Origin of the sequence: Rubricella aquisinus (genome assembly GCF_014199445.1) — a bacterium.
Lineage (GTDB): Bacteria > Pseudomonadota > Alphaproteobacteria > Rhodobacterales > Rhodobacteraceae > Rubricella > Rubricella aquisinus.
In genome coordinates, this window is record NZ_JACIJS010000004.1 from 153,204 (window position 1) to 176,741 (window position 23,538).

The following is a 23,538-nucleotide window of genomic DNA, read 5'->3' on the forward strand; positions in this document are numbered from 1 at the left end:
TTTTGAGCAATGCGATTCCACGATGCGGCCCAAATCCGTCAAGAGTTGGATCACTCAAATTTCGTTGAGACAAAAGTCGGTATTTTTTTCGTCACAGCGCCGTGATGAACTGAACGGTTCATTATGAATTGAAATCCTATTTCAACCCTCGTGACGCCACGTCATTTTCACGAAAACGCGCGATTTTCTCACGCAAGGCGGCGCGTAAGCGTTTGTTTCTGTTTGCGAAAAAATGCGTCTGAAAAACTGGGGTACACGAATGCGGATGGCCTCCACATCTGTCCATCATCGCAACGAGGCGACGAACAAAACGCCTCACCAAACAAAGGAGACTACACATGACCAACGCACTGAAAACCATCCTCGCCGCATCCGTCCTGACCGTCGCAGCCGGTGGCGCATTCGCCAACACCGCGCAGCTTGCAGCCTCCGCTGGCCTGACGCCCGCCGAAGCACAGGGCCTGAGCGTTCAGGAAATCGCAGGCTACAAAGCGTTCCTCGAGAACGACGAATGGTCCCGCGTGACCAACTGATCCCCTTCCCCAGACTGAAACCGACCTTAGAAGGAATATGAAAATGACCAAGACACTGAAAACCATCCTCGCAGCATCCGTCCTGACCGTCGCAGCCGGTGGCGCATTCGCCAACACCGCGCAGCTTGCAGCCTCCGCTGGCCTGACGCCCGCCGAAGCACAGGGCCTGAGCGTGCAGGAAATCGCAGGCTACAAAGCGTTCCTCGAGAACGACGAATGGTCCCGCGTGACCAACTGATCCCCTTCCCCAGACTGAAACCGACCTTAGAAGGAATATGAAAATGACCAAGACACTGAAAACCATCCTCGCCGCATCCGTCCTGACCGTCGCAGCCGGTGGCGCATTCGCCAACACCGCGCAGCTTGCAGCCTCCGCTGGCCTGACGCCCGCTGAAGCACAGGGCCTGAGCGTTCAGGAAATCGCAGGCTACAAAGCGTTCCTTGAGAACGACGAATGGTCCCGCGTGACCAACTGATGACGACCGGGATAGGTGCCGATGTCATCCCACACATCGGCACCTCACCCCTTTTTTTCCAAAGGATAGACGGATGAAACCGCTTCTCTACATCGCTGCTTTTCTGGCGCTGGCCAGCCCGGCAGTGGCGTCTGATACTGTATATGCCGCAATGACCTTCGCCCCGGATGTGAGCATCCACGGGCTGAGTGATTTCGTGGTTCGGGCCATGGCAATCGGGCCTTACGGGCCGAATTATTAAACCAGCCACATGGCCTGATAGGGGGCCAAGGTGACGGCGCCCTGAATGGCGCGACCTGACAGACGATCTTCAAAATCCACGACGCCATGCGCGCTCAACCATCCCCGGTCGAGCGCGATATGCTGTTCGGAGAAGTTGAATACGGCGACCAGCGTTCGGGCAGCCGCCACGCGCCGGAATGCAAATACCGATGCGTGCGGGACGTCCAGAATGTCACGCGGCACATCGCCATGCAGTTCCGGCGTCGCCTTCCTCGCCGCAAGCAGCGCCTTGACCCCTGCATAAACCCGCCCTGTCGGGGTGGCAGGATCATGGCGCTCTGCGGCGCGGTCCCAATCCATCAATGGGCGGTGCATCCAGCGGCTGTCATCCTCGCCCCGGCTATGCGCGGCCCAGTCATGGTCGTTCAGCAGGGCAAGCTCGTCCCCCATATAGAGCAACGGCACCCCGCCAAAGCTCGCGATCAGGGCATGGCCCATCAGGATGCGCGCAATCGCATCCCCGACCCACGCGTCATTGCCCGCTTCAAGGGCTGTTTCCAGCCCGCACAGCGATGCCATGGTGCCATTGGTGCGCCGGTCCTGCGTGACCGGGTTATACTGAAACCGCCCGCCCCGTGCGAAACTGCCCGGAAACACGCCCTCATAGAAATCTGCCAGAAACTGCCGGTGGCCAAAGCCCGAAAAGCCAAGCTGGCCCGCATCCTCATCCGTGATCGCCCAGCCGATATCGTCATGGCAGCGCAGATACGTGCCCCATGTCGCGTTGCGATGCACGGTCGGGAAATGGGTGCGCAGGACATGGGTCATCAGCCCGGTGTCGCGCGCGGCCAAGGCTGACCAGAACTGCACCATCAGGGAGTTGTGATAGGCCAGATTGGCAACCTTGCCCGTATGCTCCCCAACCCCGAGATAGGGGAGAAGCTGATCAGGCGCCACAATCGCCTCTGCCTTATGGATCACGGCGGGCGCGGCAATCCGGCAGGCCGCGCGCAGCGCCTGAAGGATATGGTGCACTTCAGGCAGGTTCTGACACTGGGTGCCCAGCCGTTTCCACATGAAGGCCACGGCATCCAGCCGCAGCACCTCCGCGCCCTTGTTTGCGAGATAGAGCATCACGTCGAGGATCTCGATAAAGATTTGGGGGTTCTCCCAATTCAGATCCCACTGATGCTCATTGAATGTGGTCCAGACCCAGCGGTCCATATCCGCGTAATAGGTGAAATTACCGGGCGCCTGATTGGGGAAAATCTCCAGCAGGGTTTTCTCATATTCGCGGGGCGTCTCATCCGTTTCATACATGCGGTAATAGGCCCGGTGCTGTTCGGACCCGGCGCGGGCGCGCATGGCCCAATCATGCTCTTTCGCGGTGTGATTGAGCACCATGTCGATACAGGGCGAAATACCGCGCGCGCGAAACGCGGCGCAGATCGCCTCAAACTCCGCCATAGTGCCAAGACGGGGATCAATTTCCCGGTAATTCTGCACCGAATAGCCGCCATCATTGTCGCCGTCGCGCGGCTTGAGGCAGGGCATCAGGTGCACATAGGTGACGCCCAACTCCTCCAGATAATCGAGCTTGGCGGGCAGATCGGCCAGCGTTCCGGCAAAGCGGTCGATATAGAACACATAGCCGACCATGGTTTCGCGCAGGAACCAGTCCGGCTCCAGATCGCGGCGCAGATCGAGGTCTTTGAGGTCTTTCGGGCGTTCGCGCCAATTGCGGCGCAGCATCTGCACAAGCTGGCTGGCGAAGCGCTCATAGCCCGGCAAATGACCGTAAAGGTGATCGAGCGGGCCAAACAGATCGGCGCGGGAGCGGTCAAAGCGCAACTCGAAAATGCGCTGCTCGCCGGGGGTGAGCCGGGTTGGTGTGCGCTTGGGCAAGGGGCGGGCCGCCGCGCGCGACGGGGTGGGTTCGGTCGTGGTGACGGCCTTTGATCGCGCCATGTGGTCAGGTCCGCACATCGGGGGCATCACGCCCGGTTGCATCCTTGATCCCGGCCACGGCCTCAACCGCCGCGATGACCGGGGCGAGCGCCTCTTGCGCGTCAAGGCTGTGATCGCCATCGGGGGCCTCGAACCGTTCCAGATAGACGCGCAGCGTTGCCCCCACAGTGCCCGTGCCGGACAGGCGCATCACAGCGCGCGCGCCGCCTTCGAAAAACAGCCGGATGCCCTGATGCGCGGAGGTGCTGCCATCCACCGGATCGGTATAGGCAAAGTCATCCGCCCTCTCGACCGAGAGCGGCCCGGCGGCGGTACCTGCCAGCCCATCCAGCCGCCCGCGCAGCGCGTCGATCATCGCCTCAGCGGCGGCCTTGTCCACTTCCTCATAGTCATGGCGCGAATAATAGTCCCGGCCATACTCGGCCCAGTGCTGTGCCATCACCTCGGCCACGCTCTCGCGCCGCTTGGCAAGGATGTTGAGCCACAAAAGCACGGCCCATAGCCCATCTTTTTCGCGCACATGGTCGGAGCCGGTGCCGGCGCTTTCCTCACCACAAATAGTGGCATGACCCGCATCCAGAAGCGTGCCAAAGAATTTCCAGCCCGTCGGCGTCTCAAACGCGTTCACGCCCAGCTTTGCCGCGACACGGTCCGCCGCGCGCGAGGTCGGCATGGAGCGGGCGACCCCTGCGATCCCGCGCGCATAACCGGGGGCCAGATGGGCGTTCGCGGCCAACACCGCAAGGCTGTCAGATGGCGTGACATAAAGGCCCCGGCCAAGGATCATATTGCGATCCCCATCCCCGTCGGAGGCAGCGGCGAAATCGGGGCCCGCGTCGGACATCACCAGATCGACCAGCGGCTTGGCCCAGACCGGGTTCGGATCAGGATGCCCGCCGCCAAAATCCACCGATGGCACACCGTTCATCACCGTCCCCGCGGGCGCGCCGAGCCGCCGTTCCAGTATTTCCGTCGCGTAAGGGCCAGTGACCGCGTGCATCGCGTCGAATTTCATGGTGAAGCCGCTGGCGAACAGATCGCGGATCGCATCGAAATCGAACAGATCCTCCATCAGGGTCGCGTAATCGGTGACCGGATCCACAATTTCGACCACCATATCGCCGAACCGGGTTTCCCCGAGCGTGTCGATGGAGGGCGCATCCTCCTCCGCAATCAGATAGCGGGTGAGTTTGGTCGTCATCTCATGGATTTTCGCGGTGATCGCCTCCGGCGCGGGGCCACCGTTCGAGATGTTGTATTTCAGGCCGAAATCCCCGTTCTTGCCGCCCGGGTTGTGGCTGGCCGACAGGATCAACCCGCCATCGGCCTTACGCTGGCGGATCATGTTGGAGGCGGCAGGCGTGGACAGGATGCCACCTTGCCCGACGATCACCCGCGCCACGCCATTGGCCGCCGCCATGCGCAGGATCGTGCCAATGGCTTCGGCGTTGAAAAACCGCCCATCACCGCCAACGACGAGCGTATTGCCGAGCACCCCGCCCAGCGCGTCAAACGTGGATTGCACATAGTTTTCCAGATAGCCCGGCACGCTGAACTCCGCTGTCCGTTTGCGCAGGCCCGAGGTGCCCGGCTTTTGACCGTCAATCGGTTTGGTGTCTACGTTCAGCATGTTCATCGTGACCTCCCTCAAGGTGCGTCCGGCTCAAACCGGTTTGAGCATATGGGTATCACGCCCGGTGCGGCGTGCAAGAGGATAACCGCTGGCCTTGCTACCCGTTCCATCCCCCGTTAAGCCCGACAGAAAGGATCACTCATTCGGGCGGAACGGCAGGTGAGCAGCGCACTCACAAAAGGGGCATGGATCGTCGCGGGGCTGTGTGTGGCGCCGATGATCGCCGCCGCGATTGCGGCTGTGTCTGGCGATCTGGAGACATGGCGCGGCCTCGCCGATACGGTGCTGCCGCGCTACATCACCGCGACCCTGACGCTGGTGCTGCTGGTGAGCATCGGTACGGCGGCGATTGGCACGGGGGCGGCGTGGCTCGTGACCGTTTACCGCTTCCCCGGCGCGCGGGTGCTGGAGGTGCTGCTCGCCCTTCCGCTCGCCTTTCCGGCCTATGTGCTCGCCTATGCCTATACCGACCTTCTGGATCATCCGGGCATCGTGCAGACAACCTTGCGGGAGGTGATGGAATGGGGACCGCGCGATTATTGGTTCCCCGAAATCCGGTCGCTTGGCGGGGCGGCGGCGATGCTGATCTTTGTGCTTTATCCATATGTTTATCTGCTGGCGCGCGCGGCGTTCCGGCAGCAAAGCTCGAATGCGTATCTGGCCGCGCGCACTCTTGGGACCGGGCCGTTTGGCGCGTTCTGGCGTGTCTCCCTTCCCATGGCGCGGCCGGCGATTGCGGCGGGCGTGTTGCTCGCGGTGATGGAGACGATCGCGGATTACGGCACAGTCGCCTATTTCAACGTGCAAACCTTCTCAACCGGCATCTATCAGGCGTGGTTTTCGATGGGAGATCGCGCGGCGGCCGCGCAATTGGCGCTGTGCCTCCTGAGTTTCGCGCTGCTGCTTGCCGCGCTGGAGCGGTATCAGCGGGGGGACGGGCGCACCGCTGGGCGCGGCGCGCGGTTTGACGGGCTGGCCCGCACCCGGCTTGACGGGGCGAAAGGCTGGCTTGCCGCAGCGTTTTGCGCCGCCCCGGTTCTGTTTGGCTTCGTGATCCCTGTGATCGCGCTGGGCGTCATGTCCCTTGATGCGGAGCAAAGCCTGACCTCCCGCCGCTATATCGCGTTCATGACCAATTCGCTGACGCTGGCGGCGATTGCTTCCGTCGTCACGGTCGCGGGTGCGATCCTGATCGGATTTCGCGCGCGCCTGATGCCCGGTCGACGCTCACGCGGATTGGTGATGGCGGCAAGCCTTGGCTATGCGGTGCCCGGCGGGGTGATCGCCATTGGCCTCATGGTGCCTTTCGCGCTGTTCGACAACGCGCTTGACGCCTGGATGCGGGAGATGTTCGGCATCCGCACGGGCCTGTTGTTTACCGGATCCATCTGGCTTCTCATCATGGCCTATATGGCGCGGTTCATGGCCGCTGCCCTCAGCGCTTATGACAGCGGGATGGAGACCGTGCCGCGCAATATCGACGCGGTGGCGCGGACCTTGGGTCGCAGCCCGGGGCAAGTGCTGGGCAGCGTGCATCTGCCGGTCATTCGCGGCTCTGTCCTCACGGCGATGCTGATCGTGTTCGTCGATGTGATGAAGGAATTGCCCGCGACGCTGATCATGCGGCCCTTCAACTATGACACGCTCGCGGTACAGGCGCACAGGCTTGCCAGTGATGAGCGGCTGGCGGAGGCGGCGGTGCCAAGCCTCGTCATCGTGGCCTTTGGCCTGTTGCCGGTGATCCTTGTTTGCCGCTCTATCGGGCGCAGCACCGCGCGGGCGGTGCCGGGCGTGGTGCCTGACGCATCACCCGGCGTGTCGTCCTAACAGCCCGGGCGCGGCGCGGCGGACCGGTAAGCCGAGATAAAGGCCATCACATCTCCATGGGTCGGGGCATCGTCGCGCAACAGGTCCGACGTGGCCGAAATGATGTCGATATGGCCGTTGCCCTCGTACCGTTTCAACTCGACCAGATTGCCCGCATCGCTCAGCGCCTGCGCCATGAGGATGCTGTCCTCCTCATGCACGATCACATCAGCCGTCCCGTGGAGTAAAAGGGAGGGCGGCTTTGGCCCATCGGCAAAGTTGATCGCCTGACTTTCGGGCCGGGTGTCCTCGGGGAACACGCGCTTGTATCGCGGATTGATGATCGGCAGGAAATCATAGGGGCCGGACACACCGATGAAGCCCGCGATCACGCATTGATCAAGCCCGACTTCGGCCAGATACCGTGGATCATAGGCAATCAGGCTGGCAATCTGCGCGCCTGCCGAATGCCCCATCAGAAACAGCGGTCGATCCGGGCCCAGATCGTCCCGGATTTCGCGAACAGCCAGCGCGATATCCTCGACAAAGGCGGGAAACACCACCTCCGGCGACAATCGGTAATTGGGGATCGCGACCTCCAGCCCATCGCCCGCAAACCCGGTGCCGAGGAAGCGGTAAATCCCCTTGTCCCCCTCATCCCATGAGCCGCCATGCACATAGATCAGGATCGGCCCGGTCGGGTCATCGGGGGTGTAGAGGTCATAGGCCATGCGCGGCGCGGGGCCATAGGAGATATCGGCCCGCTCCGTCACGGTGTCGTCGCCTGACACCGCGTTCAAAAGGCTTGAGCCAACGCTGGCGCAGCCCGATAGGGTCAGGATCAGAAGGGCTGCGATCACTCGCGCCATTGCTTGGTCCAGTCGATATCGTCGATGCTGATCCAGCCCGACATGATGATGCCGCAGATCACCGCCCAAAAGAGGGTGGACCAGATCGTGGCCTGCTTGATCTTACGCCCGACCATGGGGCCTGCGGGGGCGGATGCGGGCGTGCCCGGCTCCACCTCTCCCGCGTCTTCCTGACTGCGATAGCCGATGGGAAAGATGACCAAGAGGGTCATGAACCAGATAACCGCATACATCACGATTGCGCCGGTGATGGTCATTCATTCGTTCCTTTAATCCGTCCTCTCAAGGGAGATACGTCAAACCTGCTCAAGTTCCACCAATGTGCCGGTAAAATCCTTGGGATGGAGGAACAGCACGGGCTTGCCATGCGCGCCGATCTTCGGCTCCCCGGTCCCCAGCACCCGCGCGCCCGACGCCTGAAGCTGGTCGCGCGCGGCCAGAATATCCTCCACCTCGTAGCAAATATGATGGATGCCGCCTGACGGGTTCTTGTCCAAAAAGCCTTGGATCGGGCTGTTCTCTCCCAGCGGGTAGAGCAACTCGATCTTGGTGTTGGGCAATTCGATGAACACGACCGTGACCCCGTGATCCGGCTCATCCTGTGGCGCGCCCACCTTGGCGCCGAGTGTGTCGCGATATTGCGCGGAGGCGGCCTCCAGATCAGGCACGGCAATGGCTACATGGTTGAGGCGACCGATCATGGAAATCTCCTTTGGCTGGCATCTCTTTGCCCATGGGCTACTCCGCTTCGGCGGACCATTCAACGCGCGTCAAGGTCGCGGGGGCTGACATGAAAGCGTCGTATCGGGTAAGTATCAGAAGCGGATAAGCGAGGGAGGTTGCGCCATGCGTGATGAACTTGACGATCTGATCCGGGAGCGCGCGCCGTGGCTGTTCCATCCCGCCGCGTGGATGCGCCCTTTGCGCGCGCTTTTGTTCCGGCTGTTATCCTATGACCGCACGGTCGCGATTGCGGAGGCTTTGGCCCCGCTTCCGCCCGAGCAGATCATGGACCGTATGGCGGGGCTGATCGCGCATCGGGTCGATTTGGAAGGGCTTGATAGGCTTCCGAAGGACGGCCCGGTGATGATCCTTGCCAATCATCCCACGGGCATCGCGGATGGGATCATCTTATGGGCGATCCTGCGGCAAAAGCGGCCCGATCTGTTTTTCTTTGCCAACCGGGACGTGCTGAGGCTTCTGCCGCAGATGGACCGGATCATCGCCCCCGTGGAATGGCGCGCGGACCGGCGCAGCCATGCGTCGAACCGTGAAACGCTCCTTTATGCGAAGCGGGCCTTTGGTGCGGGGCGCGCGGGCGTCATCTTCCCCTCCGGGCGGCTCGCGAAGCGGCGGGGGTTGCGGCTTCATGAGCGGGACTGGATGACCTCCGCCGCTATGATGGCGCGCAAGATGGATGTGCCTGTGGTGCCCCTGCGGATCACGGCGCGCAATTCGGTGCTGTTCTACCTTTTCGACTGGCTCCATCCCAGTTTGCGCGACATCACCCTGTTCCATGAGGTGCTCAACAAAGGGCGGCAGCCTTTCCGCCTGCGCGCCGGGTCGGCGATTGACGGTCGCCATTTGCCTGCGGATGCGCGCGACGCCACCGCGCGGCTTTTCCAACAGGTGGAAAGGCTTGGGGGCGAGCGCGCGGGCAGTGCCGGACAGTCCCCGCTCAAAACCTTCGCCCCCGCCCGGTCTTGAGCCAAATCAAGGCGGGCTGGCCGCTGCCGTGGTTCCCTTCTGTCGGACCAGATCAGGAGGAAAGGCCATGACCGTATCCGAAGCCCGCCGCGCAGAGTTGCAAAAACTCCGTGCCAATCTCATCGCCAAAATGACCGAGATCGAGCATGAGCTTGACGCGCCCCATAGCCAGGATAGCGAAGACCGCGCCACGGAAATTGAGGGGGATGAGGTGCTCGAACGCCTTGGAACCTCAGCGCAGGCGGAATTGCGCATGATCGATGCCGCTCTGGACCGGATCGCGACGGGCCAATATGGCTATTGCACCACATGCGGGGAGGTGATCAGCGCCGAACGGCTTGATGTGCTGCCCTTCACCCCGTTTTGCCGCACCTGTGCTGCCGCGCATTAAACCAGACCGAATTCAGTTTTGCGCAAATATCCCCCGCGCGATGCGCATCGGGCGGGGCCGCGGCCATGGCAACGCGATGCCAATTCCTACCGTTTTAGTCAGGTGAAAATCACTTGGCAGGGCCGGGTTTAACCGTGACACTCCTCCCCAAGAGGTCCGAAAGGGCCCGGATTCGTGCTGGCGTTGCATCCTGCATCCCAGCCATTTCTTGAAGATTAGGGGAGGATTGAATGACATCCATTTCCATGACGGTGAACGGCAAACCCGCCTCGGGCGAGGTGGAGGGCCGCACCCTTCTGGTCCAGTTTCTGCGTGAGGATTTGCGCCTGACCGGCACCCATGTGGGCTGCGACACCAGCCAATGCGGCGCATGCGTGGTGCATGTGAACGGCGAAGCGGTGAAAGCCTGCACGATGTTTGCCGCCGACGCGGATGGCGCGGATGTGCGCACGATCGAGGGCATGGCGAATGCCGATGGCTCGCTTGGCACGATCCAGCAGGCGTTTCAGGATCACCACGGGCTGCAATGCGGTTTCTGCACACCGGGCATGGTGATGTCCGCCGCGGCGCTTTTGAAGGACAACCCGAAACCGACCGAGGCGGAAATCCGCGAATATCTCGAAGGCAACATCTGCCGCTGCACCGGGTATCACAACATCATCAAGGCCATTCAGGCCGCCAGCGGCCAATTGACCGCCGTCGCTGCCGAATAAGGCGCGCGTGATCTGTCGCTGGGGGGCATTCCTCCCCCATGCGGCCGGGCAGAGCCTCGCATCAGATGAGCGCCGCCCATGACCAATCTAGGGAGATGAAACATGCCAAAAGATTCAGGCATCGGAGCCAGCAGCAAGCGGCGCGAAGACGTGCGCTTTCTGACCGGCAACGGCAATTACACAGATGACCATTCCATGCAAGGTGAGGCCCATGCCGTCATGGTCCGCTCCAACGTCGCGCACGGGAAAATCCTATCCATCGACACCTCCGCAGTAGAGAACATGCCCGGCGTTCTGGCCGTGTTCACCGGTGAGGATTTCGTCGAGGTGGGCGGCAACCCCGCAGGCTGGTTGATCCATTCGCGCGATGGGGAGCCAATGCGGGAGCCAAAGCGCCCCGTTCTGGCGCATGGCAAGGTCCGCCATGTCGGTGACGCCTATGCCGCCATCATCGCAGAGACGGTGCAGCAGGGCCGCGACGCGGCCGAAGCGCTCGCTGCCGCGACAGAGATTGAGGAGCTTCCAGCGGTCGTCAACATGGCAGCCGCCGTCGCCAACGCGGACAACCGCGTGCATGATGAGATCCCCGATAACCTCTGCTTTGACTGGGGTTGGATCGAGGACAATCGCGATGCGGTCGATCAGGCGCTTAAGGACGCACCCCATGTCACCACGCTTGAGTTAGTGAACAACCGGCTCGTGCCCAACGCGATGGAGCCGCGTTCGTCCATCGGGGAGTACTATTCCTCTGATGACAGCTATAAACTGACGACGACCAGCCAGAACCCGCACCTGACGAAACTCCTGGTCTGTGCCTTCGTGCTGGGCATTCCTGAGCATAAAATGACCGTGGTGGCCCCCGATGTGGGCGGTGGTTTCGGCTCCAAGATCTATCACTACGGCGAAGAGGCGCTTGTGCTCGTTGCCGCGAAAAAGCTGCGCCGCCCGGTGCGCTGGACCGCCGAACGATCCGAGAGCTTCCTCTCCGACGCCCATGGTCGCGATCACGTCACCACCATTGAGGTCGGCGCGACGCTGGACGGGGAAATCCTTGCCATTCGCACCAACACGCTGGCGAATGTCGGCGCGTATCTGTCCAACTTCTCGACCGCGACGCCGACCTTCCTGCATGGCACGCTGATGGCTGGTCCCTACAAGGTGCCGCATGTCTATGTGAACCTGAAGGCCGTGTTCACCAACACCGCGCCCGTGGATGCCTATCGCGGGGCCGGTCGGCCCGAGGCGACCTACAGCATCGAGCGGGCCGTCGATAAGATGGCCCGGGAGTTGAAACTTGACCCTGTGGAGGTGCGGCGCAAGAACCTGCTGACCCCTGATCAATTCCCCTACACGACGCCAGTGGCGCTGGTGTATGACACCGGGAACTATCAGGCGACGCTCGACAAGGCGCTGGAGCTTGCCGATTACGCCGGGTTCGAGGCGCGCGCGGCAGAAAGCAAATCGCGTGGCAAGCTGCGCGGCATGGGTCTGTCCACATGGATCGAGGCGTGCGGCATCGCCCCGTCGCATCTGGTGGGTCAGCTTGGCTCCCGCGTCGGGCTTTATGATGCGGCGACGGTGCGGGTGAACGCGACCGGCTCCATCTCTGTCATGGTGGGGGCGCATTCCCACGGGCAGGGGCATGAAACGGTGTTCGCCCAGATCGTTGCAGATAAGCTCGGCATTGATGAGGGGGCCGTGGATATCGTCCATGGCGACACGTCGAAAATTCCGTTCGGGATGGGCTCCTATGGCTCCCGCTCGCTCGCTGTCTGCGGCTCCGCCATGGATCGCGCGATGGATAAGATCATCGCCAAGGGCAAGAAGATCGCAGCTCATATGCTCGAAGCATCCGAGGGCGATATCGTGTTTGAGGATGGCAGCTTCAAGGTTGAAGGCACCGACAAGGCGAAAGCCTTTGGCGAGATCGCCTTTGCCGCCTATGTCCCGCACAACTACCCGCTGGAGGAGGTCGAACCGGGGCTGGAGGAGACCGCGTTCTACGATCCCAACAACTTCACCTATCCGGCAGGCGCATACCTGTGTGAAGTGGAGGTGGATCCCGATACGGGCGTGGTTGAGGTGGTTGCCTTTACCTGCGCCGATGATTTCGGCAACGTGATGAACCCGATGATCGTTGAGGGTCAGGTTCATGGCGGTGTGGTGCAAGGGATCGGTCAGGCAATGATCGAGAACACGACCTATGACGAAAACGGCCAGTTGATGAGCGGCTCTTATATGGATTACGCGATGCCGCGTGCCGATGACGTGCCGATGATCACGGTGGATCATTCCTGTGCCACGCCCTGCACCCATAACCCACTTGGGGTGAAGGGCTGCGGGGAGGCGGGGGCGATTGGCTCTCCGCCGGCGCTGGTGAATGCGGTGATTGACGCGCTCAATCGCGGTGGACATGACGTGGCGCATATCGACATGCCCGTCACGCCGTCCCGCGTCTGGTCCGCGATGAATGGTTGAGGGTTCGGCCCCCCGTTGCGGCGGGGGGCCACAAGGATGACAACTCCGATGCCCCAAGGGCACTTGATGGGAGGAAATGATGTATAATTTCGAGTTCACCAAACCGACGAGCATCGCGGATGCGGTCGCGGCTTTGGCCGATGAGGACGCGCAGGCGCTGGGCGGCGGGCAGACCCTGATCCCCACGATGAAGCAGCGGCTGGCTATGCCCGGCACGCTCGTGAGCCTCACGGGCATTGCGGAGATGAAGGGCGTGTGCCGCGATGGCGACAGCCTTGCTATTGGCGGTGCGACCACCCACGCGACCGTGGCGGCAGAAGCGGGCGACTATCCCGGCCTTGCCGCGATGGCCGCGCATATCGGGGATCCTGCGGTGCGCAATCGTGGCACGATCGGTGGCAGCCTTGCCAATAACGATCCGTCTGCCTGCTATCCCTGCGCGGCACTGGCCTCCGGCGCGACCATCGTGACGAATACGCGCGAGATCGCAGCGGATGACTATTTTCAGGGTCTGTTCACCACCGCGCTGGAGGAAGGGGAGATCATCATCAACGTGAAATTCCCGATCCCGGAAAAGTCCAACTACCAGAAGTTCGTGCAGCCCGCCTCGCGCTTCGCGCTTGTCGGTGTGATGGTCGCGAAATACGCCGATGGCGTGCGCGTGGCCGTGACCGGAGCGTCGGAGGAGGGTGTGTTCCGCTGGACCGCAGCGGAAGAAGCACTTTCGGCCAATTTCTCCGCTGATGCGATTGCGGGGCTGAGCGTTGATGCCGATGGCATGATCGGTGATCTGCACGGCACGCCGGAATATCGCGCGCATCTGATCGGCGTGATGACCAAGCGCGCGGTGGCTGCTGCCGCCTGATCGCGCTTGCCTGATGCTTTTAGGAACGGCCCTCCGTGCTGGGGGCCGTTTTCACGTTCAGCGGCACATGGCGCGCGGCCAGCGCCAGCCCGATCAGGCAGAGCAGCCCGAACAGCGCATATCCCCCCAGCACCACCTGCAAATCGGCATAGGCCATTTGCCCCGCATCCGATGCCACGCCCGAGGCAAGGATAAGCGAACCGGCAAACAGCACCCGCCCCGCAAGGCTCTGCAATGACAGATAGGTCGCGCGGCTGTCATCGCTCAGCATCGGCTGAATCCGGGCAAGGATGAAGGGGCGCGACAGCGCATCCGGCACCATCCGCAGGAACAAGAGGCCCACCACGATCAGACTGTTCGACAGCGCCAATGCCCCGGCGAGCGCGATCTGCATGCCAAAGGCGATCAGCAGCAACATGCTCAACCCCCAGCCATCGCGCAACCGCACCGCAATCACCGATGCCGCGACCGACAGGAGCATCATCACCGTGGTGACCGCCCCGCTGACCAGAGGGGCCGTGGCGGCAAAACCCGTGCTGTCCAGCGCCTCAAGGATGAAGGGCTGCCCGAACACGAATGGGATATGGCTATAGCCATACATCAGCAGGCTCAGCACAAACAACCATGTCAGGACAGGCGTGCGAAACGCGATGCCGAGCGATTTTAGGGGGATCGCGCTGCTTGGCCTTGCATGGGCGGGCTCGTGAAACCGGCTTGCGATCCATATCGCGCATACGGCCGCCCCAGCCCCCGCCAGAAATGGCAACGCATCGCTATAGAGCGCCATGGCCCCGCCCGTGATGGCCGAAAGGGCAAATCCGGCAAAGCTGAACCGCCATGCGCGCACCTCTTGTGCTTCGATCATGTCGGCCTGTCCATCCTCCGCCAGACTTTCATAGAGCAGGGAACTGTCTGTTCCCGACAGGAGAGCCGCGCCAGTGCCCAGCATGATCTGACCCGCGGCAAACACCGCAAATCCGCCCCCCATCGCCAAGAGGCCCGCGCCAATGGCCTGTGCGGTCGCGGCGGCGATCAGCGTGCGCCTGCGGCCGAGCCTGTCCGACAGATAGCCCGAGGGCACTTCCAGCACCGTGGTGGCAATGTCGTACACGGCATAAAGCAGGATGGCTTCAGCCGCGGATAGCGCATTCTGGAAATAGAGAAACCATGCTGCCTGCCAGAACATCAGGCTCAGGCAAAACCGATACCACGGGATCAGCCGGACGGTTTGGGCGGGGGTGGCGATGGGCTTGGCTCCTGTGGCGTGGTGCCCGATCATGGGGCAGGGGGGTGGCTCTGGCAATCATGGGTTGCCCTGCCATGGGCTGAAAAGATCGGATGTGCGGCTTTTGACTCTGCTGAAAAGATGCTAGAACATAACAGGAACATTTACCAGATAGAGACTGCCGTGCATGCGCAATATCGTCCCCTTGTCCAGCTATCGCGATGCGGGTGCCATCCCGGAAAGGCAAGCGATGTCAGGGTTTTGCGATCTGTTTCCCGCCACGGCGGAGGATGCGGGGAGCGTCGGTTTCCTGCTGGCCACGCTCACCGGGCGATCCGGGCCGATTCTCTGGGTGCGGGACCGGATGACCGGGGCGGAGGCCGGGCGGCTGTACCTGCCACAACGGCTGGGCGCGCGGGTTTTGCATGTCTCTCTCGGGCGGGCGGTCGATGTGCTGCAAGCGATGGAGGACGGCCTGTCCAGCGGCGCCTTGGGGGCCGTGGTGGGGGAGATGTGGGGGGAGCCAAAGGGCCTCACCTTCACCGCAACGAAACGACTTGCCCTCCGGTCGGAGGCGCATGGCGTGCCCTGCTGGCTGATCCGGCACGGCGCGGTGGCGAACCTCAGTGCGGCGCGCAATCGCTGGCGCGTGGCGTCGCTGCCTTCTGCGCCCAACAGGGACGACCCTGCCGCCCCCGGCGATCCGCGCTGGCGGGTGGAGTTGTTTCGCTCCCGCACACAGGCGCCCGGCACATGGGTGGCCCGCTATGACCGGGCGCAGGATCGGTTGCGGTTCATGGCCATGTCCGACGGGGATGCGCTGGCGGATGCCACGCCCGCAGATCGGTATGCGGTCCCGTAACAGGCGCAGGGGGGGCGACACGCCACTTTCCCGCACAGAGCCTTGGGCACGGCACGGCGGCCTCCCCCTCTCAGTATGTATGCCGATAGACGAGCCGAAGCATAAGAGCGGTCTGGCCAGTCATAGCGGCTGCAGGGAGGCACCCATTAGCCAAGTGTGTAGGGGCTGTGCGTTGGGCGTGCCCGCTTTCCATCTGGCATATGTCGGGCGTGAAAGAGCAGGATGCGCGCCATCGTGGGGTCGTTTGGCGCGGGTCTGTCTGTCGGTGATGCGATTGCGCGGGGTGCAGGACGATAGCTGCCCTTGCCTGCCGGGTGCTGTTCTTCGCGGGCAAAGGCGGGTTATGGCAGCCATGATCGCGCGCAGGCAGACACGGCGCGCGCGGATCGGGGTGCCACCCGCTCAGGGGCCCCGGTTATGGTTCATGATCCTCTGCCCATCCATCCCTATGATGCCGCCCGATGTCTGGGGCCGCAGATGTGTCAGGCCAGACCCGTTTCAGGGCGCGCGTCCCGTGGCGGCCCAGCGCGGGCTTGGGCATGATCCCCACCGGACACTCAGCCCGGCACATCACCGAGGTGATGCAGCATGACCGCGCGCAGGATCGTTTCCATCTCGCTGCCGCATCTGGCGATGGAGCGTTGGCAGAAGCATCGCGAGCGGATCGGCACGCCGCCGCCCCCGGACGTGCCTGTTGTGCTGGCGACAGAGGGGCATCATGGCCCCGTGATCCATGCCGCAAACCGTGCGGCTACGCTCAAGGGCATTCAACCGGGGGAGCGGGTGGTGGACATGCGCGCGCTTTGCCCCGACCTGAAGGTCGAATATGCCGATATCGCGGGCGACCGCGCGGTGTTGGAGCGGCTGGTGATCTGGTCCCGACGGTGGAGCCCGTTCACCGCGCCGGATGGGGCGGCGGGGATCGTGCTGGACACCACCGGAGTGGCGCATCTGTTCGGCGGGGAAGCAGCGCTGCTCTATGATATCGAGGAGCAGTTCGCGCGGATTGGCCTCACGACCCGCAGCGCCATGGCACCCACATGGGGCGCGGCCTGGGCGCTGGCGCGGTTCGGGCCGGTGCGCGCGATCTGCGGAGAGGAGGGGCTGGGCCGCGCGCTTGCCCCCCTGCCGACCCGCGCCCTGCGGCTGGATGCGGGCACGGTGCAATTGTTGCACCGGTTGGGGCTGAAAACCGTTGCGGATATCGCGGCGATCCCGCGCCTGTCCCTGACCCGCCGCTTTGCCAAGGCGGCGCTGACGGGCAATCCGCTGATGCGGCTTGATCAGGCGATGGGCCTGATGGGGGAGCCGGTCTCCAGCAAGGAGGCCCCGCCCCCCATTCGCGCCATCGCCCGCCTGCCAGAGCCGATACAGGATCCCACCCCGCATCTGCTCGATCTATGCGCGGATCTGTGCGCGCAACTCGATCACGCCGGGATGGGCTGCCGCCGGGTGGAGGTGGTGGTCTACCGCACCGATGGGGAGGTCAGCACGGTACATGCCGCGATCTCCCAACCCAGCCGCGATCCTGCGCATCTCGCGCGGCTCTTTGAGGGCAAGCTGGAGCGGCTCAACCCCGGATTTGGCTTTGATCTGATCACGCTTCATGCGGGTGGGGTCGAGCCGCTTTCGACCCGGCAATCCCGGTTGGATGGCGCGGCGCAGGATGGCCTGCCGCTGGCGCATCTGATTGACCGCCTTTCAGCCCGGTTCGGGGCGGATGCGATCCTGCGCCCCATCGCGCGTGAAAGCCATGTGCCCGAGCGGGCCGAACAGATGGTCCCGGCCTTAGAGGCGGCCACGGATGCCGCCACACTGCCCGCGCGGGAGCGTCCGATCCGTCTCTTGCGCAGCCCGGAGGAAATTCGCGTGATCTATGCCGTGCCGGAAGGACCGCCCGCGCAATTCGTCTGGCGGCGGCAACGTTTGCATGTGGCGCGCTATGCCGGGCCGGAACGGATCGCGCCCGAATGGTGGCAGGATCTGCCCGGCACCCGGTTGCGCGATTACTACAAGATCGAGGATCAGCAGGGCCGCCGCTTCTGGCTCTACCGCGAAGGTGTGCATGGTGACGGGCGCGGTGGCGATCCGCGCTGGTTCATGCACGGGATGTTCGCCTGATGCCGCTCAAGGATCACGAGGTGCCGCGCCGCCGGATTGAGGAGGACGGCTTCACCCCCAACCCGCGCGCGCCTTATGTCGAATTGGGGCTGGCGACCTGCTTTTCCTTTCTGCGCGGAGCGTCTGACGCGGTGGATTTATGCGCCACCGCCCATGCGCTGGGCTATGACAGTATCGGGGTGGCGGATGTGAACACGCTGGCCGGGGTGGTGCGCGTACATAGCGAGGCGCAAACGGCCTGCCTGCGCCCGCTCATTGGCGCGCGGTTGGAGTTGACCTGCGGCGCGGCATTTCTGGCCTATCCACGGGATCGCGCGGCCTATGGGCGGCTGTCCACCCTGTTGTCCAAGGGCAAGATGAGCACGCTTGACGGTGCGTGGCAGGACAAGGGAGAGACGCATCTGACGCTGGAGATGCTCAGCGATCATGCCGAGGGGCTGCATCTGATCGTGCTGCCGGGGGAGGATATCGGGGGTTTTGAGGCCGATTTGCCCCGGCTCATCGCGGCTTTGCCCCAGATGTGCCATATCGCGGCGGTGCATCGGTATCGCGGGGAGGATCGCGCGCGGATCAACCGGCTTGACCGGATCGCGCGGCGGCATGGGCTGTCGATCCTTGCCACGAATGATGTGCTGTATCACAGCCCCGCGCGGCGGCCCTTGCAGGATGTGCTGACCTGTATCCGCCACAAGACCACGATTGCGCAGGCAGGCTTCCTTCTGGAGGCGAATGCGGAACGGCATCTGAAATCCCCGCAGGAGATGCAGCGCCTGTTTGCCGACTGGCCCCATGCGATCCGCGCCACGCGCGCGATTGCCGATGACATCACCTTTTCGCTGACCGATCTGGCCTATCAATATCCGCATGAGATCGTGCCTAAGGGCACCACGCCGATGGCGGAGTTGACCCGGCTGACATGGGACGGGGCCGCGGGCCGCTACCCGGATGGAGTGCCGGAGCATGTGCGCGCGACGATCGAAAAGGAATTCAGGCTGATCGAAAAGCTCGACATCGCCCGCTACTTCCTCACGATCCGCGACATCGTCCGGTTCGCGCGGGAGGAGGCCACGCCGCCGATCCTGTGTCAGGGGCGCGGGTCGGCGGCGAATTCGGCAGTGTGCTATTGCCTTGGCATCACGTCGGTCGATCCCGCGCAGCATGACGTGCTGTTTGAGCGCTTCATCTCTGAGGAGCGGAAAGAGCCGCCCGATATCGACGTGGATTTCGAACATGAGCGGCGCGAGGAAGTGATCCAGTATATCTACTCCAAATACGGGCGGGCCCGCGCCGGGCTGTGCGCGACCGTGATCCATTACCGCCCCCGCATGGCGATCCGCGAGGTGGGCAAGGTGATGGGCCTGTCGGAGGATATCACCGCAGCCCTTGCCAAAACGATCTGGGGCTCATGGGGGCGGGAGATCGGGGCGGAACACGCGGCAGAGGCCGGGCTTGACCTGCGCGATCCGCATCTGGCGCGCACCATCCGGCTTGCCGATCAACTGATCGGGATGCCGCGTCATCTGGGCCAGCATGTGGGCGGGTTCATCCTAACCGAAGAGCCGCTGACAGAGGTGGTGCCCATTGGCAATGGCGCGATGCCCGAGCGCAGCTTCATCGAATGGGACAAGGACGATATCGACGCGCTTGGCATCTTCAAGGTGGATGTGCTGGCGCTGGGTATGCTGACCTGTATCCGCAAATCCTTTGACCTGATCGCGGCCCATTACGGCAAGACGTATAGCCTTGCCACTGTGCCGCAGGATGATCCGGCGGTCTATGACATGCTCTGTAAAGGGGACAGTCTGGGCGTGTTTCAGGTGGAAAGCCGGGCGCAGATGAACATGCTGCCGCGCCTCAAACCGCGCGTGTTCTATGATCTGGTCATTCAGGTCGCGATCGTGCGGCCCGGTCCCATTCAGGGGGATATGGTGCATCCCTATCTGCGGCGCCGCTCAGGGGTGGAGCCGGTGATCTATCCCACCCCTGCGCCGGAACACGGGCCGCATGATGAGCTGAAAAACATCCTTGGCCGCACCTTTGGCGTGCCGATCTTTCAGGAACAGGCGATGAAGCTCGCGATGGTCGCCGCGCGCTTTTCCCCGGCGGAGGCGAACCAGTTGCGCAAGGCGATGGCGACCTTCCGCGCCAAGGGGCTGGTGAGTGCGCATAAAGAAACGATGGTGGAGCGCATGGTCGCGCGGGGCTATGACCCTGAATTCGCCGCGCGCTGTTTCAGTCAGATCGAGGGGTTTGGCGAATATGGCTTTCCCGAAAGCCACGCGGCGAGTTTCGCGCATCTCGTCTATGTCTCAAGCTGGATCAAATGCCATTACCCGGATGTGTTTTGCGCCGCCTTGCTGAATTCCCAACCGATGGGGTTTTATGCCCCTGCGCAGATCGTGCGGGATGCGCGCGAACACGGTGTGGAGGTGCGCGCACCGGATGTGAATCTCAGCGATTGGGACAACAGTTTGCAGCCCATTGGGCCGGGTCGGTTTGCCGTGCAGCTTGGCCTGCGGCAGGTCGATGGCGTGCGGGAGGACGGGATTGCGCGGCTGTTGGCGGGGCGCGACGCGCCTTATGAGGATCTGAAGGATCTCAAGACGCGCGCGCGGCTGGATGCGGGATCGTTGCGCAAACTCGCGGCGGCGGATGCGTTTCGGTCCATCGGGCTGGACAGGCGCGCGGCCCTTTGGGAGTCGACCGCGCTGCGCGACGCACCCGACCTGCCATTGTTCACCCAAACGGGCACCCGCGATGAGGGGGCAGAGGCCCGCGTGCCCCTGCCGCAGATGCCCACTTGTGAGCATGTGGTGGCCGATTACCAGACCCTGCGCCTGTCGCTGAAGGCGCATCCCTTGTCTTTCCTGCGGCGGAGCATGGCGGCACAGGGCCTTATCTCCACCGATACGCTCAGCCGCACCCATAATGGGGAGCATGTGACCCTTGCGGGGATCGTGCTGGTGCGCCAGCGCCCCGGCTCGGCCAAGGGGGTGTGTTTCATCACCATCGAGGATGAGCAGGGCGTGGCCAATCTGGTCGTGTGGCCCAAAGTGATGGAGGCCTACCGCCCCGTCATCATGCAAGCCCGCCTGATCCTTGTGCGCGGGCGGGTGCAGCGCGATGCGGATATCATCCATGTGGTCGCGCACCATCTGGAGGACCGCACCGATGCCCTGTCGCGCCTGTCTCAGGATGCCATGCCAACCCCGATTGCCCGCGCAGATGAGGTGATCCGCCCAGTGCCCGAGCATGGCGGGCGGCACCCGCGCGATATGCGCGTCATCCCCAAATCGCGGGATTTTCACTGATCCGCGCGGGCAACCTGCGCATAAACCTTCGGCCTAGGCCGCCACCTATGACCCAAAAGTCCAATTGGCCGGGCGGGCGGTTCTGTTCAGGTGATGGGGACCGCATGACGCGGCACCCCAAATTCTGAAAGGACGATCCGATGATCAAACTCAACCCCATCGCCCTCACCGCCGGGCTATTGGCCCCGGCACTCGCTGTCGCTCAGATCGGCGTGGGTGATCCTGCCGGAACCACCGAAGCGCAGGTTCGCGCCACGCTTCTCGACCTTGGCTACACCATCATCGAGATGGAGATCGAAGGTGACGAGATTGAGGCCGAAGCCCGCCTTGATGGCGTGCTCTATGAGATCGAAGTGTCCACCGCGCGCGGCATCGTCACGGGCATCGCGCTCGAAGAGGACGACGCGTGAGAAAACATATGCAATAGTTGCATATGTGAATGCGGCATCCCGCTCCCCCCTCTCACCCCCTCCGGGGTGCCGCACCCCCAAATCGAAAGCCTGATGCAATGTCGCGTACCGTTGTCCTGTGGTCCCTTTTTGCGTTGCAAGCGATCTGCTGCGCGTATTTCTTGATGGACATCATTTTCGATCTGTTCCTGCCAGACACCTATAACAGCCTCGCGGAAAGCGACGCGATTGAGGCTCTGGTGACAATCGCCCTGTTTGTCGGGCTGGCATTCACGGGCAGCGAATTGCGCAAATTGCTGCGGCGGCAGACCCATCTGGATGACCAGATCCGGGTTGCGTCCGGTGCGTTTGCCGATGTGCTGGAGGCGCGGTTCACCCATTGGTCGCTCACCGCCGCGGAACGGGAAGTCGCGGTGCTCGCGATCAAGGGCTTTTCCATCGCTGAGATCGCGGATCTGCGCGAAACCAAGCTTGGCACGATCAAGGCGCAATGCGCCGCCGTCTATCGCAAGGCGGGCGTCGCCGGGCGGGTGCAGCTTCTCAGTATTTTTCTTGATGACCTTTTGGCCGACGACCTTGTGCAAGGGGCCGCGCGCCAATGACCGATTGGACAACAGAATGACTCCATTTGGACTTTTCCTCATCCTTGGCACGGTGCTTGTGCCAGCCTTTCAGCTTTTCACCCTGCCGGATGTGGCGGATCAGATTGCGTTGTTCAGTCAATATCTGGGTATGGCGGCACTGATCCTGATGGCATGGAGCCAAATCCTCGCCACCCGTGCGCTGGGGATCGAGCCTCTTTTTGGCGGTATGGACCGGGTCTATGTTGTGCATAAATGGGCTGGGATCGCGGCCATGGGCGCGGTGCTGCTTCACGATACGATTGATGCGGAAATGGACGGTCTGGGCCGGGAAACGCTGTTGACCAGCCTTGCCGAAACGATGGGGGAGGTCAGCCTTTATGGATTGTTGATCCTTGTTGCGCTCTCCGTCCTGACCTTTGTGCCGTATCATCTGTGGCGCTGGACGCATAAGGCGATGGGGGTGTTGTTTGCCGCTGGGGCGCTGCATTTTGTGTTCATCCTCAAACCCTTCGCCATGACCGATCCGGCGGGCATGTTCACCGGGGCGTTTTGTGTGGCGGGTGTGCTGGCCTATGGCTGGACGCTGCTGCCAGAAACATGGCGTCCCAAGGCCACGTATACCGTGACCCAGGTGGAACAGACCGGCGGGGCGGTCGCGATCACGATGCGGCCCGATGGCCGGGCGCTGTCCCCGCGCCCCGGTCAGTTCGGTGTGCTGCGGTTTCCCGACGCGCGGATGGATGAGCCGCATCCCTTCAGCTTCTCCCAAATCGGAGAGGATGGCAGTCTGCGGGTCACCGTAAAGGCGCTGGGCGATTTCACCGGCAGGCTCGGGGCGCGCGTCGCCCCTGGTCAGCGGGTCACGCTGCAAGGGCCCTATGGCCGCTTCACCCGACGGGGCAGTGGCCCGCAGGTCTGGATCGCGGGCGGGATCGGGATCACGCCGTTTCTGACATGGGCCGCAGCGCTCAAGCCCGATATCGGCCCGGTGCATCTGTTTTACTGCGTGAAGGACCGCGCGATGGCCCCGCATCTGGCGGAGGTCGAGGCGCTGGCCCGCTCCTTGCCCAATCTCACGCTGCACCTTGTCGTGTCGGGGGAGGGCGCGCGCCTGACCGGGGCCTATATCGCGGAAAAGGCAGGGTTTCGTTTGTCAAAGGCACATGTCGCGTTTTGCGGGCCGGTGTCCCTGCGGGAGGCGCTCAAACCATCGCTCGCGCGGCGGGGCGTGTCGCGGCGGCGCTTTGCCTATGAGGAATTCGAGTTCCGCACCGGCATCGGGCTGGACCGTCTGGCCGCATGGCTCTGGCGAAGGGCGCTGGATCGGGGTGCCGCCATCGCGGCGGAGCGGGGATAGCCCCCAT

At 63.1% G+C, this 23,538-nt stretch carries 22 protein-coding genes; 16 read left to right on the forward strand and 6 right to left on the reverse strand.

The genetic code is table 11. The annotated features are described in order from the left end of the window. Positions 1-338 precede the first annotated feature (338 nt). From FHS89_RS07505 to FHS89_RS07520, 4 genes are all read left to right on the forward strand, one after another. A complete protein-coding gene (locus tag FHS89_RS07505; RefSeq protein ID WP_184010163.1) occupies positions 339-533 on the forward strand; it encodes a hypothetical protein in 195 nt (64 codons plus the stop codon). A gap of 43 nt (positions 534-576) precedes the next feature. Beyond that, positions 577-771 (forward strand): hypothetical protein, encoded by a 195-nt coding sequence (locus FHS89_RS07510; RefSeq protein WP_184010165.1) that lies wholly within the window; start codon positions 577-579, stop codon positions 769-771. Between the two features lie 43 nt (positions 772-814). Continuing rightward, complete coding sequence (locus FHS89_RS07515) at positions 815-1,009, forward strand: hypothetical protein (protein ID WP_184010165.1); 195 nt, start codon at positions 815-817, stop codon at positions 1,007-1,009. A gap of 73 nt (positions 1,010-1,082) precedes the next feature. Further along, positions 1,083-1,250, forward strand: coding sequence for a hypothetical protein (locus tag FHS89_RS07520; protein WP_184010167.1), 168 nt, complete (start codon positions 1,083-1,085; stop codon positions 1,248-1,250). Here the strand turns inward: FHS89_RS07520 and FHS89_RS07525 are convergent. Together FHS89_RS07525 and FHS89_RS07530 are read right to left on the reverse strand one after the other, a co-directional pair. Next, complete coding sequence (locus FHS89_RS07525; RefSeq protein WP_184010169.1) at positions 1,247-3,199, reverse strand: amylosucrase; 1,953 nt, start codon at positions 3,197-3,199, stop codon at positions 1,247-1,249. The genes FHS89_RS07520 and FHS89_RS07525 overlap by 4 nt on opposite strands. Before the next feature lie 4 nt (positions 3,200-3,203). Next, complete coding sequence (locus FHS89_RS07530) at positions 3,204-4,835, reverse strand: alpha-D-glucose phosphate-specific phosphoglucomutase (RefSeq protein ID WP_184010171.1); 1,632 nt, start codon at positions 4,833-4,835, stop codon at positions 3,204-3,206. Positions 4,836-5,048: 213 nt separating this feature from the next. Here FHS89_RS07530 and FHS89_RS07535 point away from each other — a divergent pair, with 213 nt between their 5' ends. Next, on the forward strand, positions 5,049-6,659 hold the full coding sequence (locus tag FHS89_RS07535; protein ID WP_184010611.1) for an ABC transporter permease: 1,611 nt from the start codon (positions 5,049-5,051) through the stop codon (positions 6,657-6,659). Here FHS89_RS07535 and FHS89_RS07540 read toward each other — a convergent pair. Genes FHS89_RS07540 through mce form a run of 3 tightly spaced genes read right to left on the reverse strand, consistent with a single transcriptional unit; the run spans position 6,656 to position 8,208 of the window. Beyond that, on the reverse strand, positions 6,656-7,507 hold the full coding sequence (locus tag FHS89_RS07540) for an alpha/beta hydrolase (protein WP_184010173.1): 852 nt from the start codon (positions 7,505-7,507) through the stop codon (positions 6,656-6,658). The two genes, FHS89_RS07535 and FHS89_RS07540, sit on opposite strands and share 4 nt — an antisense overlap. Next, entirely contained in the window at positions 7,495-7,764 is a 270-nt protein-coding gene (locus FHS89_RS07545; RefSeq protein ID WP_184010175.1) for a DUF1467 family protein, read from the reverse strand. Before FHS89_RS07545 ends, FHS89_RS07540 begins: the two co-directional genes overlap by 13 nt. A gap of 39 nt (positions 7,765-7,803) precedes the next feature. Continuing rightward, positions 7,804-8,208: a methylmalonyl-CoA epimerase gene (mce, locus tag FHS89_RS07550; RefSeq protein WP_184010177.1), complete on the reverse strand. Its 405-nt coding sequence runs from the start codon at positions 8,206-8,208 to the stop codon at positions 7,804-7,806. Between the two features lie 145 nt (positions 8,209-8,353). Between mce and FHS89_RS07555 the strand changes: the two genes are divergently transcribed. The 5 genes from FHS89_RS07555 (at position 8,354) to FHS89_RS07575 (ending at position 13,661) form a co-directional block, all read left to right on the forward strand. Then, on the forward strand, positions 8,354-9,214 hold the full coding sequence (locus FHS89_RS07555) for a 1-acyl-sn-glycerol-3-phosphate acyltransferase (protein ID WP_184010179.1): 861 nt from the start codon (positions 8,354-8,356) through the stop codon (positions 9,212-9,214). A gap of 67 nt (positions 9,215-9,281) precedes the next feature. Then, the gene (locus FHS89_RS07560) at positions 9,282-9,605 is read left to right on the forward strand and encodes a TraR/DksA family transcriptional regulator (RefSeq protein ID WP_184010181.1); all 324 of its coding nucleotides are present in this window, start codon (positions 9,282-9,284) and stop codon (positions 9,603-9,605) included. A 230-nt stretch (positions 9,606-9,835) separates the two neighbouring features. After that, positions 9,836-10,318 carry a (2Fe-2S)-binding protein gene (locus FHS89_RS07565; RefSeq protein WP_184010183.1) on the forward strand — a complete coding sequence of 161 codons (483 nt, stop codon included), beginning with the start codon at positions 9,836-9,838 and terminating at the stop codon, positions 10,316-10,318. A gap of 102 nt (positions 10,319-10,420) precedes the next feature. Then, positions 10,421-12,796: a xanthine dehydrogenase family protein molybdopterin-binding subunit gene (locus FHS89_RS07570; protein WP_184010185.1), complete on the forward strand. Its 2,376-nt coding sequence runs from the start codon at positions 10,421-10,423 to the stop codon at positions 12,794-12,796. 79 nt (positions 12,797-12,875) lie between these two features. Continuing rightward, positions 12,876-13,661: an FAD binding domain-containing protein gene (locus tag FHS89_RS07575; RefSeq protein WP_184010187.1), complete on the forward strand. Its 786-nt coding sequence runs from the start codon at positions 12,876-12,878 to the stop codon at positions 13,659-13,661. Between the two features lie 19 nt (positions 13,662-13,680). Here FHS89_RS07575 and FHS89_RS07580 read toward each other — a convergent pair whose 3' ends face one another. Beyond that, positions 13,681-14,940 carry an MFS transporter gene (locus tag FHS89_RS07580; RefSeq protein ID WP_184010189.1) on the reverse strand — a complete coding sequence of 420 codons (1,260 nt, stop codon included), beginning with the start codon at positions 14,938-14,940 and terminating at the stop codon, positions 13,681-13,683. A 133-nt stretch (positions 14,941-15,073) separates the two neighbouring features. Between FHS89_RS07580 and FHS89_RS07585 the strand changes: the two genes are divergently transcribed. From FHS89_RS07585 to FHS89_RS07610, 6 genes are all read left to right on the forward strand, one after another. Further along, positions 15,074-15,748: an ImuA family protein gene (locus FHS89_RS07585; RefSeq protein ID WP_246413663.1), complete on the forward strand. Its 675-nt coding sequence runs from the start codon at positions 15,074-15,076 to the stop codon at positions 15,746-15,748. Between the two features lie 588 nt (positions 15,749-16,336). After that, positions 16,337-17,869, forward strand: a complete 1,533-nt coding sequence (locus tag FHS89_RS07590) for a Y-family DNA polymerase (RefSeq protein ID WP_184010191.1) — start codon at positions 16,337-16,339, stop codon at positions 17,867-17,869. Further along, positions 17,869-21,180, forward strand: a complete 3,312-nt coding sequence (locus tag FHS89_RS07595; RefSeq protein WP_184010194.1) for an error-prone DNA polymerase — start codon at positions 17,869-17,871, stop codon at positions 21,178-21,180. Before FHS89_RS07590 ends, FHS89_RS07595 begins: the two co-directional genes overlap by 1 nt. A 140-nt stretch (positions 21,181-21,320) precedes the next feature. Next, positions 21,321-21,590, forward strand: coding sequence for a PepSY domain-containing protein (locus FHS89_RS07600; protein ID WP_184010197.1), 270 nt, complete (start codon positions 21,321-21,323; stop codon positions 21,588-21,590). Between the two features lie 98 nt (positions 21,591-21,688). Beyond that, complete coding sequence (locus FHS89_RS07605) at positions 21,689-22,192, forward strand: helix-turn-helix transcriptional regulator (protein WP_184010200.1); 504 nt, start codon at positions 21,689-21,691, stop codon at positions 22,190-22,192. 16 nt (positions 22,193-22,208) lie between these two features. Beyond that, entirely contained in the window at positions 22,209-23,531 is a 1,323-nt protein-coding gene (locus FHS89_RS07610; protein WP_184010203.1) for a ferredoxin reductase family protein, read from the forward strand. Positions 23,532-23,538 lie beyond the last annotated feature (7 nt).

Bases quoted from the DNA above. Each gene is read 5' to 3' on its own strand.
- FHS89_RS07590 (WP_184010191.1), top strand. From the start codon at position 16,337: ATGACCGCGCGCAGGATCGTTTCCATCTCGCTGCCGCATCTGGCGATG.
- FHS89_RS07605 (WP_184010200.1), top strand. From the start codon at position 21,689: ATGTCGCGTACCGTTGTCCTGTGGTCCCTTTTTGCGTTGCAAGCGATC.
- FHS89_RS07575 (WP_184010187.1), top strand. From the start codon at position 12,876: ATGTATAATTTCGAGTTCACCAAACCGACGAGCATCGCGGATGCGGTC.
- FHS89_RS07555 (WP_184010179.1), top strand. From the start codon at position 8,354: ATGCGTGATGAACTTGACGATCTGATCCGGGAGCGCGCGCCGTGGCTG.
- FHS89_RS07515 (WP_184010165.1), top strand. From the start codon at position 815: ATGACCAAGACACTGAAAACCATCCTCGCCGCATCCGTCCTGACCGTC.
- FHS89_RS07540 (WP_184010173.1), bottom strand. From the start codon at position 7,507: ATGGCGCGAGTGATCGCAGCCCTTCTGATCCTGACCCTATCGGGCTGC.
- FHS89_RS07565 (WP_184010183.1), top strand. From the start codon at position 9,836: ATGACATCCATTTCCATGACGGTGAACGGCAAACCCGCCTCGGGCGAG.
- FHS89_RS07580 (WP_184010189.1), bottom strand. From the start codon at position 14,940: ATGATCGGGCACCACGCCACAGGAGCCAAGCCCATCGCCACCCCCGCC.
- FHS89_RS07560 (WP_184010181.1), top strand. From the start codon at position 9,282: ATGACCGTATCCGAAGCCCGCCGCGCAGAGTTGCAAAAACTCCGTGCC.
- FHS89_RS07545 (WP_184010175.1), bottom strand. From the start codon at position 7,764: ATGACCATCACCGGCGCAATCGTGATGTATGCGGTTATCTGGTTCATG.
- mce (WP_184010177.1), bottom strand. From the start codon at position 8,208: ATGATCGGTCGCCTCAACCATGTAGCCATTGCCGTGCCTGATCTGGAG.
- FHS89_RS07570 (WP_184010185.1), top strand. From the start codon at position 10,421: ATGCCAAAAGATTCAGGCATCGGAGCCAGCAGCAAGCGGCGCGAAGAC.
- FHS89_RS07535 (WP_184010611.1), top strand. From the start codon at position 5,049: ATGATCGCCGCCGCGATTGCGGCTGTGTCTGGCGATCTGGAGACATGG.
- FHS89_RS07505 (WP_184010163.1), top strand. From the start codon at position 339: ATGACCAACGCACTGAAAACCATCCTCGCCGCATCCGTCCTGACCGTC.
- FHS89_RS07610 (WP_184010203.1), top strand. From the start codon at position 22,209: ATGACTCCATTTGGACTTTTCCTCATCCTTGGCACGGTGCTTGTGCCA.
- FHS89_RS07510 (WP_184010165.1), top strand. From the start codon at position 577: ATGACCAAGACACTGAAAACCATCCTCGCAGCATCCGTCCTGACCGTC.
- FHS89_RS07525 (WP_184010169.1), bottom strand. From the start codon at position 3,199: ATGGCGCGATCAAAGGCCGTCACCACGACCGAACCCACCCCGTCGCGC.
- FHS89_RS07600 (WP_184010197.1), top strand. From the start codon at position 21,321: ATGATCAAACTCAACCCCATCGCCCTCACCGCCGGGCTATTGGCCCCG.
- FHS89_RS07595 (WP_184010194.1), top strand. From the start codon at position 17,869: ATGCCGCTCAAGGATCACGAGGTGCCGCGCCGCCGGATTGAGGAGGAC.
- FHS89_RS07530 (WP_184010171.1), bottom strand. From the start codon at position 4,835: ATGAACATGCTGAACGTAGACACCAAACCGATTGACGGTCAAAAGCCG.
- FHS89_RS07585 (WP_246413663.1), top strand. From the start codon at position 15,074: ATGCGCAATATCGTCCCCTTGTCCAGCTATCGCGATGCGGGTGCCATC.
- FHS89_RS07520 (WP_184010167.1), top strand. From the start codon at position 1,083: ATGAAACCGCTTCTCTACATCGCTGCTTTTCTGGCGCTGGCCAGCCCG.